A 10689-nucleotide genomic window follows, 5' to 3' on the forward strand; every position below is an offset into this window, starting at 1 on the left:
TCCGATCTTTCGTCATTGCGGACGCGTGACGGACCTGCGATCGACGCCGGCCACGACGTTCCGCACGGTCGGCGCGCCGAATGCCGCGCATGATCGCCCGCCGTCCGCGGTGACTGTCCGTTCCGGCGTGTCGCGTCCGTGACGGCAGGTTTTTCGACGTTGCTGGGACAGCGAAAAACCAACGGTTCCAAGGGTTTATAAGGTGGTATAGGCAACCGTGATAGCGTTCGGCTTGCGCTTGGCGGCGCCGTGCCCGTATGGTCTTAACCAACACCTCGCCACGAAGCCCGGACACACCGGAAACGGCCGGCAGGGTGGCGACAAGACAAGTAACTAACGGCCACAGGCCAACATCAATGAAGGAGCACACCATGACCGATCCGAACAAGAAGTATCGTTTCGAAACCCTGCAGCTGCACGTCGGCCAGGAGGAGGCCGATCCGGCCACCGACTCCCGCGCAGTCCCGATCTACGCAACCACCTCGTACGTCTTCCACAACTTCGATCACGCCGAGGCCCGCTTCGGTCTCGCCGACCCGGGCAACATTTACGGCCGTCTGACCAACTCCACCCAGGGCGTGTTCGAGAACCGCATCGCCGCCCTCGAAGGCGGCACTGCCGGCCTCGCGGTCGCCTCGGGCGCCGCGGCCGTCGAATACGCGGTGCGCAACATCACCCAGTCCGGCGACCACATCGTCTCCTCCAAGAATATCTACGGCGGCACCTTCAACCTGCTCAAGCACACGCTGCCGCGCGACGGCATCACCACCACCTTCGTCGACCCGGAGGTCCCGCAGAACTTCGAGGACGCCATCCAGGAGAACACCAAGCTCGTCTACTTCGAGACTTTCGGCAACCCGAACGCCGACCTGCCGGACTTCGAGGCCATCTCCGCGATCGCCCACAAGCATCATCTGCCGGTGATCGTCGACAACACGTTCGCCACCCCGTACCTGTTCCGCCCGCTCGAGCACGGCGCCGACGTCGTGGTTGAATCCGCGACCAAGTTCATCGGCGGCCACGGCACAACCCTCGGCGGCGTGATCGTCGAAGGCGGCAACTTCAACTGGGCCGAGGTGCCGGGCAAGTTCCCGACCCTGACCGAAGCCGACCCGTCCTACCACGGTCTCAACTTCTACGAGGCCCTCGGCGGCGCCGCGTTCGTGACCCGCATCCGCGCCATCCTGCTGCGCGACACCGGTGCCACCCTGTCCCCGTTCGCCGCGTTCCTGCTGCTGCAGGGCACCGAAACCCTGTCGCTGCGCGTCGAGCGCCACGTCCAGAACGCGCTCAAGGTCGTCGAATACCTGCAGACCGTGCCGGAAGTCGAGTCCGTTTCTCACCCGAGCATTCCGGGCCGCCGCGACCACGCGCTGTACGAGAAGTACTTCCCGAACGGAGCCGGCTCCATCTTCACCTTCGACATCAAGGGCGGCAAGGACGCGGCGCGCGTCTTCATTGACAACCTGCACCTGTTCAGCCTGCTCGCCAACGTGGCCGACGTGAAGTCTCTCGTCATCCACCCGGCCTCCACCACGCACTCGCAGGAGACCCCGGAGGAGCTCGAGGACCAGGGCATCCACCCGGGCACCATCCGCCTGTCCATCGGCACCGAGAACATCGAGGACATCCTCGACGACCTCAAGGGCGGCTTCGAGGCGGTTCGCGCTTCCGGCCTCGCCAAGTAACGGCCGTCGCCGGTCGAATCCGAATCGTGCGTCCGCCATGGCCCGCAGAACATCCCGCGCTTACTCGTCACGTGGAAACGTTCCCGGATCCGCAAATGGACATGCGCATGGACACGTAACGAACGACCGGCCGTGAACCGAGTATCCTAAGCCATGACCCCGCCCTCAAGAGCGGGGTCATGGCTTGTTCTATGAGAGAGGAACCCCATGAGCGCACGCACGCAGAAAACCATCACCGCGGGCACCATCCCGCTGATCGCTGTCATGACCGCCGTCACCACGGTGCTCACCATGTTCGTCAAAATCCCCACGCCCACGCGCGGCTACCTGAACCTGTCCGACACGATGATCTACTTCGCGTCCTACGCGTTCGGCCCGTGGGTTGGCGGCATCATCGGCGGCCTCGGCCCGGCCCTGTCCGACCTGATCGGCGGCTACCCGCAGTGGGCGATCTTCACGTTCGTCATCGACGGCGTGCAGGCCCTGATCGTCGGCCTGTTCCTCAAGGAATTCAAGCCGTTCAACGTGGCCGTCGTCTCCATTCTCGCCGGCGTGTGGAAGGTGTTCGGCTACTTCATCGCCGGCGGCATCCTCTCCGGCTGGGGCCCGGCCCTCGGCGAAGTGGCCGGCAACAGCTTCCAGATGGCCGTCGGCCTGATCGTCGGCCTCGCCCTGTTCTCCGCCGTGCGCAAGGCGTACCCGCCGCTGGTCCGCCTTGGCAACCTCGGCGTCAAGTCCGCGGCCTGATCGGCCTGATCAGTCCGATCGAGCATAACGATCGTAACGGCTCCCTTCCCGTCACTGGAAGGGAGCCGTTTTTGCGTCGCGGTACGTCAACGCGAACGCTAGGATGAATCGAATGAGCTTGGACGACCTGATCGAAACGAGGGAACTCGGCTGGGACTATGCGTCGATCGCCGACGGCGGCCGCCCCATCCCCGGACTCGACGGCGTGTCCGTGCGCATCCGCGCCGGCGAATTCGTCGGCGTCGTGGGACCGACCGGTGCCGGCAAATCGACGCTGTGCATGGCGCTCGCCGGCATCATCCCCAACCTTGCGGACGGCGACATGCGCGGCACTGTCACCGTCGCCGGCCACGACACGGCCCGCACGTCCGTCGCCGAACTGTCGCTCAACGTCGGCTACGTGCAGCAGGACCCCGAATCGCAGCTGTTCTGCGCGTCTGTCGAGGACGAAATCGCATTCCCGCTCGAAAATCGCGGCATGGACCCGGCGCTCATGGACCGGCGCATCGACGACGTGCTCGCCTTGGTTGGCATGGGGGAGTACCGCAAACGCGTGCCCACCAGCCTGTCCGGCGGGCAGATGCAGCGCGTCGCATTGGCCGCCGCGCTCGTCGCCGAACCGGACATCCTCATCCTCGACGAGCCGACCGCCGCACTCGACCCGGACGGCAGACGTGACGTGTTCGCCGCGCTCGCCGCGATCCGAAGCAGCCGCGCGGGCCGCAACCTCACCGTCGTCATGGCCGAGCAGGACACGTCGCATTTCCCCGGCTGGGCCGACCGCATCCTCGTGCTCGACCACGGACGTCTCGTCGCTCAGGGCGACGTCGGACTGTTCGACCGCGAACCGGACCTGTTCGCACGGCTCGGCGTCGCGCCGCCCGGCGACGGCGAGCCGACGCTGCGCGTGCTTCCGGCCGACGGCGGGGGAGCGGCGGCCGATCCGGCGATCGTGCTGGACCACGTCACCTACCGGTACGACGGTTCGGCGGACGACGAATCGACGGACAACGGAACGTCCAACGGCCCGTCAGCGCCCGCGCTCGACGACGTGACCTGCACGATCCCGCGCGGCGCGTTCGTCGGACTGATCGGACGCAACGGGTCAGGCAAAACCACGCTCGCACGGCATCTCAACGCGCTGCTCAGACCAGCCTCCGGCCGCGTCGTCGTGGACGGGCTCGACACGCGCACGCACGCGGTCGGACGCATGGCCGCGCACGTCGGATTCGTGTTCCAGAATCCCGACCATCAGATCTTCTGCGCCAGCACGCGCGAGGAAATCGGCTTCGGCCCGCGCGCGCTCGGCCGCACGGACGCGCAGGTGCGCGCCGCCGTCGACGACATGCTGCGACTGTTCGATCTGGAACGGTTCGCCGACGTGTCGCCCGCGACGCTCGGCTACGGCGACCGGCGCATCGTCGCGCTCGCCTCGGTGCTCGCCATGCGCACGCCGATCCTCGTGCTCGACGAGCCGACCGCCGGACTCGACCGCAACCTGTCCACGAAACTGCTCGACGCGGTCGCCGCGCTCAACCGCGCCGGCACGACCGTGATCATGATCAGCCACGACATGCGCGCGGTCGCGAACTACTGCACGCACGTCATGCGCATGGACGCGGGCCGGCTCGTCGAATACGGGCGGCTCGCGCACGACGGCCAGCGAAAGGAGCGTCGATGAACGCTGACCTGTACGTGCCCGGCGACGGTTGGCTGCACCGCGCCGACCCGCGCGTCAAATTCGCGATGTCGCTCGCGCTGCTCGTCCTGTGCCTGATCTGGCGCAACTGGGCGTTCATGACCGCGGCGCTCGTCCTCGAGCACGCGATGCTCGCCGCAGACCGGGTGCCGGCCGAACGCATCCTGTGGGTATGGAAGATCCTCGCGTTCGTGATCGTGATGATCGTCGTGCTCTGGCCGATCTTCGACCCGAGCGGTGCGCACGAACTGTGGCGGTGGGGATTCCTGCGGCTCACCCGCGAAAACCTGATCATGGCGGCCGTCATGGGCCTGCGCATCCCCGCGCTCGGCTTCGCGTGCTTCCTGACGCTGTTCACCACGAGCCAGGCGAAGCTCGTGCGCGGGCTCGTCGCGCTCGGCGTGCCGTACCGCGCGGGACTCACGCTCGCCACGTCGCTGCGCTACATTCCCGTGTTCTTCGGCATCTTCCAATCCGTGTCCGACGCGCAGCGGGCGCGCGGACTCGACCTGTCCGGCGGTGACGCGACCGGGGCCGGCTCGCACCGCGGCAACCCGTTCACGCGCCTCGTCGCGCGGTTCAAGTCGTATCTGCCGATCATCGTCGCCGTGCTCATCCGCGCCTACCGCATGAGCCAGGGCGTCGGCTGGGCCATGGAATCGCGTGGACTCGGCCTGCCGGGCGCGCGCACCTACCGCGTGCGGCTGCGCATGCGCCCGGCAGACTGGGGGCTGCTCGCGGCGACGGTGATCGGGACCGTCGCCACCGTCATCCTGATGGTGATGGATTAGCCGGGTAATTCAAGCTCGCCGAGCTTGTCGGTGAGCTTCATGTTCTCGCTGTAGTCGACCGGACAGGCGATGACGTGCACACCGCCGTCCGCCGTCATCGCGGCTTCGATCGCCGGACCCAGCTCGTTCGCAGCCTGAATCAGCGTGCCGGTCGCGCCGAAGCTCTCCGCGAGCTTGACGAAATCCGGGTTGCCGAAATCGACGTCGTCATGGTGGCCGGCGTGCAGGTCCATCTTCCACTTGATCAGGCCGTACGCGCGGTCCACCCACACCAGAATCACGATATGACAGCCGAGCCGCACCGCCGTTTCGATCTCCTGCATGTTCATCATGAAGCTGCCGTCGCCCATCACCGCCAGCACCGGTCGGCCGTGGCGAGCGAGCGAGGCTCCCACCGCGCCCGGCAGTGTCCAGCCCATCGTCGACAAGCTGTTGTCGATGATGCACGTGTTCGGCAGATACGTCGGATACAGGCGCGCCATCCACATCTTGAGCGCGCCCGTGTCCACGAGCGCCACGTCGCTGTCGCCGAGCGCGCGTCGCGTGTCGTAGACGACGCGCTGCGGCTTCATCGGGAACGAGTCGTCGTCCTTGCGCGACGTGAACTCGTCCGTGAGCAGGCGGCGGATGTCCGACTCCATGTCGTCGAAGCGCACGTCGCGTTCGCGCAGCGCGTCGATCAGCTGCGTGAGCGTCGCGTCGATGTCGGCCATGATGTTCAGCGTGGTCGTGTAGTGCGCGTCCGTGTCCTCGACGAACGTGTTGATGTGGATGATCTTCTTGTCGTTCTTCGGATTGATCTTGACCGGGTCGAACTGCTGGATCGAGAATCCGATCGCGATGATCAGGTCCGCGTCGTCGAACGCGAAGTTCTCGTAGTCGTGCCGCATGAAGCCGACCACGCCGAGCGCGTTGTCGTGGCGGTCCGAGAATACGCCCTTGCCTTCGAACGTGGTCGCCACCGGCAGGTTGAGCTGTTCGGACAGGATGCGCAGCTGATAGTCCGCGTGCGCGCGGCTCACGCCGTTGCCCGCGAGGATGATCGGATGCTTCGCTTTGGCGATGATGTCGGCCGCCGCGTCGATGTCGGCGGGCGTCGGCACGGTGTGCACCTGCAGCGCGCGGCTCAGCGGTTCGGCGTCGGCCGGCGCCGGCTGCTCGGCGATGTCCTCCGGCAGGATGATGCACGTCGCGGCCGGACGCTTGCGCTGGGCGAGCGCGAAGCCCTTGCGCATCGTCTCGGTCACGGCCTCGGGGCTCAGGATCATGTTCGTCCAGCGCGTGATCGGGCGGAACACGGACACCAGGTCGATGATCTGATGCGATTCCTTGTGCAGTCGGCGCACGCTGCCCTGCGCGCACAGGGCGACCAGCGGCGTGTTGCTCGCGTTCGCGCACGCCACCGGCAGCGTCAGGTTCAGCGCGCCCGGTCCCAACGTGGCCAGGCACACGCCCGGCTTGCCGGTCAGATGCGCGTACGTGAGCGCCATGAAACCCGCGCCCTGCTCGTGGCGCGTGACGACGAAGCGGATGCGTCCGTCGCGTTCCAGCGCTTCGATGAACGGGATGTTCTCCTCGCCGGGGATGCCGAAGATCACTTCGACGCCCTCCTGCACGAGGCACTGGACCATCAGGTCGGCGACGTTGCGTTCGTGCCGCGGTTCCGTCGGTTTCGGCGAGGCCGCCTGCTGCGGCTGCGGATGATGGGCGGCGTTCTCGTGCAGCCTCGATTCGAGGCGTGAGATCAGGGAATGATGTTGCTGTTCGGTCACGAGTGCATGAGTATAACCGGGGCGGTGATCGAACCGGTGTAATGGACGACATATGGCCGTAACAAATCGTGATCGCCCGCATGTCGTTGCGCGGTCGCCCGTGCGCTGGATGCGCGCGACGCGGCTTCATCCTCGGGGATGAGAACGCGACCGGCCGGATTCCGCCCGCCGCACGATGTCGGAGGAGCGCGTTGCGCGGGACCATGAAACCATCATCCGATAACCGTTACGAGGAAACGAGGAATCATGGAAGGTTTGGTCACTCCGACCATCAACCCGACCGCCATCGAGGCGATCGATCTGGTCAAGGACTACGGGCAGGGCGACACGGCCGTGCATGCGCTGCGCGGCGTCAACGTGCGCTTCGAACAGGGCAGGTTCACGGCCATCATGGGTCCGTCCGGCTCCGGCAAGTCCACGCTCATGCACACGCTCGCCGGACTCGACTCGGCCACCAGCGGCCGCATCGTGTTCGACGGCGCGGACATCACGAAGATGAACGACAACCAGCTCACGCTGCTGCGCCGGCACAAGATCGGCTTCATCTTCCAGAGCTTCAACCTGCTGCCCATGTTCAGCGCCGAACAGAACATCCTCATGCCGCTGACGCTCGCCAACGAGAGGCCGGACCGCCGCTGGTTCGACCAGCTGGTGCGCACGCTCGGGCTGGGCGAGCGACTGAACCACCGTCCGAACGAACTGTCCGGCGGCCAGCAACAGCGCGTCGCCATCGCGCGTGCGCTCATCACCAAGCCGGCGCTCGTGTTCGCCGACGAGCCGACCGGCAACCTCGACTCCGTGTCCAGCGCGGAGGTATTGAGCTTCCTGAAGCAGTCGGTCAGGGAACTCGGCCAGACGATCATCATGGTCACGCACGACGCGGTGGCCGCCTCCTACGCCGACCGCGCGATCGTGTTCGCCGACGGCAACATCGTCGCCGACGTGCCGAATCCCACCGCCGAACGGATGAGCGACCTGCTCATGGCTGAACGCGAGCGCGCCACCCGCGCCGCCATTCGATAACATTCCGCATTCTTGGCTCCTCTTGCTAGGGGAGCTGTCCGCAGAGCGGACTGAGGGGTAGTCAGAAGGTTCGGCCTTCTTCTCTCCCTCAGTCACGCTGCGCGTGCCAGCTCCCTCATCAGAGGGAGCCGAGAAGGGTTGAAAAGGAATTTCCCATGTTTTCCATCACGCTCAAACTCATGAAAAAAAGCGCGCGGATGCTCATCCCCGCGGGCATCGCGATCCTCATCGGTACCGCGTTCATCTGCGCCACGTTCCTGTTCTCCAATACCATGACCGACGCTCTCGGCCGCCAGCAGACCGGCAGCTACGGCGGTGCGAACTATATCGTCACCATCGACTACGACGCGCTGGACTCCGCGACGAAAGAGGAGAGGGACGCCGCATACTCCACCACCGTCAACGACTTCCATCTCGATCAGCTGGCCGCGACCGACGGCGTCGACGGCGTGCGCGCCAACACGATGACCGACGTCACCGTCGTCAACGGCGACAAGAACGTCAGCGGCATTGCGCTCGGCACCGCCAAGGACGCGCGGCTGCTGCCGGTCGGTCTTGCGGACGGCGACCTGCCGGCCGACAACGGCGAGATCGCCCTGCCGCAGTCCGTCGCCGCGCAGCTCGGCGTGAAGATCGGCGACACGGTGACGCTCAGCTCGCGCAGCCTGCAGGAGGAGGCGTCGATCGCTGACGCGACTGCGACTGACGCTGATAAGGCCGGCAACGTCAGCGTGCGCGTCGTCGGCCTGACCGACGATCCGAACCGCGTATACGGTTCCTACGGCGGCGCGTCCGTGATCTCGAACGACGTCATGGCCGCCCTGCAGACCGTCGACGACTTTTCCCAGGTCCGCACCAGCCAGCTGTTCCTCGACCTCGCCGGCGGCGGCAACGGCACCGACGGCAGCGCGACCGACACCGCCAAGGCGCAGGCCACGGCCGACAAGCTCGCCAAGCTCATGCCGAAGCACTACCGCGTGCTCTCGCGCGAAACCGCCAACCAGGAAGCCATCAAATCGCTCAGCGCAGACGGCGGCACCGACATCACCACCACGTTCCTGCTGAGCTTCGGCGTGCTCGCCATGTTCGTCGCCGCGCTCGTGATAGCCAACACGTTCCAAGTGCTCGTCGCCCAGCGCCGCCGCACACTGGCGTTATTGCGCACAATCGGCGCGAAGAAGGGCCAGCTGTACGGTTCCGTCCTGTTCGAAGCCGGCGTGCTCGGATTTGTCGCGTCCGCGCTCGGCGTGGCGCTCGGCTGCGCGCTGATCGGCGGCTTGTGCGCGTCCGGGCTCATGGCCTCGACCGGCATGGACGCGCGGTTCATCGTCAGCTGGCAGGCGTTCGCTGTGCCGGTCGCGTTCGGCATCGCCATGACCGTGCTCGCCTCGCTCGGCTCCGCACGCTCAGCCACGTCCGTGACTCCGCTCGAAGCGCTGCGCCCGATCGAACTGACCGACACGCGCCGTGCCGGACTCGTGCGCGGCGTCATCTCCGCGCTGTTCGTGCTCGCCGGTCTGACGTTCGCCGGATTCGCCGCATGGCAGATGAGCCAGTCGATCGCCGGACATTCGTCCATGGTCACCGACGCGTATTCCACCGTACTGCTCATGGCCATCGCCGGCTGCGCGTTCATCTTCCTCGGCCTCGTCCTGTCCGCCGTGTTCTGGCTGCCCGTGCTCATGCGCGGCGTGGGTGCGCTCGTCGCGCTCGCCGGACCATCCGCCAAGGTCGCGCACGCGAACATCCAGAAGAACCCGCGCCGCGTGGCCGCGACCGGCGCCGCGCTGCTCATCGGCGTCACGCTCGTGGCGACCATCGCGACCGGTGCGACCAGCGCCAAGCAGACGATGGGGGAGGCGCTCGACAAGCGGTTCAGCGTCGACATGATCGCCGACGGCGCCGAAATGACCGAATCACAGGCGGCCGCCGCGGCCAAGATCAAGGGCGTTGCGGCATCCGTGTACGCGCCGACCGTCATGAAGTACACGACCGACAAGGATGGCAACGACCTGTCCGTGTTGTTGGTCGGCGTGAACGATGCGGACGCGCTGCGCTCGGTGATGAAGGCCGATCTCAGGAACGTCACGATCGGCGACGGCACGGTGCTCATGCCGAAGTACGACGTGTTCACCGGCAAGAAGATGGCGTTCAGCGGCGATGCGGTGACGTTCTCTGATATGACGGGCGACGACTCCGGTACTGGTGCGAACGCGTCAGCCAAGTCGACCGGCAAGACGATCACGCTCAAGCCGGCGTACGTCGACTACCGCCGCGTATCCGAAAACTACAATGCGGTCGCGTTCGTCAGCGCCACGCACTTCACGAACGGCGACCTCAAGGCCACCGGTCACATGCTGCTCATGAAGATCGACGCGGACACCGCCGGCGTCTCCCTGAACGACGTGCTTACCGACGTGCAGCGGACGTTCACTGCCAGCTCCGGCGTGCAGGTGACCGGGCCGGTCGCGGAACGCTCGCTGTGGGAGACGATGATCAACGGTCTGATGGCGCTTCTCGTCGGCCTGATCGCGGTCGCTGTGCTCATCGCGCTCGTCGGCGTGGCGAACACCTTGTCGCTGTCGGTCATCGAACGCACCAGGGAATCCGCGACCCTGCGGGCCATCGGCATGACGCGCGGCCAGCTGCGCCGCTCGCTCGCCGTCGAGGCGCTGCTGCTCTCGCTCGTCTCAGGCGTGGCCGGCGTGCTGCTCGGCACCGCGTTCGGCTGGCTCGGCTCCTACATGGTGTTCAGCCTGTACGGCGACGTGGTCTTCCCGTTCGACTGGGCGGGCAACGGCATCATGCTCGGCGTCGCGGCCGTCGCCGCGCTCATCGCCAGCATCGCCCCGGCACATAGGGCCGTGAGCACGCCGCCGGTCGAAGCCCTCGCCGAAGCCTGATTTCACGACATCACGCTCCCCTTGTCAGGGAGCTGTCAGCAAAGCTGACTGAGGGGTAGTCAGAAG

Annotated in this window: 7 protein-coding genes; 6 read left to right on the forward strand and 1 reads right to left on the reverse strand. The window is 66.4% G+C overall.

Going from position 1 to position 10689, the window contains the following annotated elements; translation table 11 throughout:
- Nucleotides 1-371 precede the first annotated feature (371 nt).
- From BBIA_RS09610 to BBIA_RS09625, 4 genes are all read left to right on the forward strand, one after another.
- Nucleotides 372-1688, forward strand: coding sequence for an O-acetylhomoserine aminocarboxypropyltransferase/cysteine synthase family protein (locus BBIA_RS09610; protein WP_033491948.1), 1317 nt, complete (start codon nt 372-374; stop codon nt 1686-1688).
- A 207-nt stretch (nt 1689-1895) separates the two neighbouring features.
- A complete protein-coding gene (locus BBIA_RS09615) occupies nt 1896-2435 on the forward strand; it encodes an ECF transporter S component (RefSeq protein ID WP_033491950.1) in 540 nt (179 codons plus the stop codon).
- A gap of 112 nt (nt 2436-2547) precedes the next feature.
- A complete protein-coding gene (locus BBIA_RS09620; RefSeq protein WP_051923952.1) occupies nt 2548-4116 on the forward strand; it encodes an ABC transporter ATP-binding protein in 1569 nt (522 codons plus the stop codon).
- Nucleotides 4113-4925, forward strand: coding sequence for an energy-coupling factor transporter transmembrane component T family protein (locus BBIA_RS09625; RefSeq protein WP_033491952.1), 813 nt, complete (start codon nt 4113-4115; stop codon nt 4923-4925). Before BBIA_RS09620 ends, BBIA_RS09625 begins: the two co-directional genes overlap by 4 nt.
- Here BBIA_RS09625 and BBIA_RS09630 read toward each other — a convergent pair.
- Entirely contained in the window at nt 4922-6649 is a 1728-nt protein-coding gene (locus BBIA_RS09630) for an acetolactate synthase large subunit (protein WP_051923955.1), read from the reverse strand. The genes BBIA_RS09625 and BBIA_RS09630 overlap by 4 nt on opposite strands.
- A gap of 294 nt (nt 6650-6943) precedes the next feature.
- Here BBIA_RS09630 and BBIA_RS09635 point away from each other — a divergent pair, with 294 nt between their 5' ends.
- Together BBIA_RS09635 and BBIA_RS09640 are read left to right on the forward strand one after the other, a co-directional pair.
- The gene (locus tag BBIA_RS09635) at nt 6944-7720 is read left to right on the forward strand and encodes an ABC transporter ATP-binding protein (RefSeq protein WP_033491954.1); all 777 of its coding nucleotides are present in this window, start codon (nt 6944-6946) and stop codon (nt 7718-7720) included.
- Nucleotides 7721-7875: 155 nt separating this feature from the next.
- On the forward strand, nt 7876-10623 hold the full coding sequence (locus BBIA_RS09640) for an ABC transporter permease (protein WP_033491956.1): 2748 nt from the start codon (nt 7876-7878) through the stop codon (nt 10621-10623).
- Nucleotides 10624-10689: the final 66 nt, after the last annotated feature.

Source organism: Bifidobacterium biavatii DSM 23969 (assembly GCF_000741165.1).
Classification (GTDB): Bacteria; Actinomycetota; Actinomycetes; order Actinomycetales; family Bifidobacteriaceae; genus Bifidobacterium; species Bifidobacterium biavatii.

Coding starts and splice junctions, on each gene's coding strand:
- BBIA_RS09610 (WP_033491948.1), top strand. CDS start 372: ATGACCGATCCGAACAAGAAGTATCGTTTCGAAACCCTGCAGCTGCAC.
- BBIA_RS09615 (WP_033491950.1), top strand. CDS start 1,896: ATGAGCGCACGCACGCAGAAAACCATCACCGCGGGCACCATCCCGCTG.
- BBIA_RS09620 (WP_051923952.1), top strand. CDS start 2,548: ATGAGCTTGGACGACCTGATCGAAACGAGGGAACTCGGCTGGGACTAT.
- BBIA_RS09625 (WP_033491952.1), top strand. CDS start 4,113: ATGAACGCTGACCTGTACGTGCCCGGCGACGGTTGGCTGCACCGCGCC.
- BBIA_RS09635 (WP_033491954.1), top strand. CDS start 6,944: ATGGAAGGTTTGGTCACTCCGACCATCAACCCGACCGCCATCGAGGCG.
- BBIA_RS09640 (WP_033491956.1), top strand. CDS start 7,876: ATGTTTTCCATCACGCTCAAACTCATGAAAAAAAGCGCGCGGATGCTC.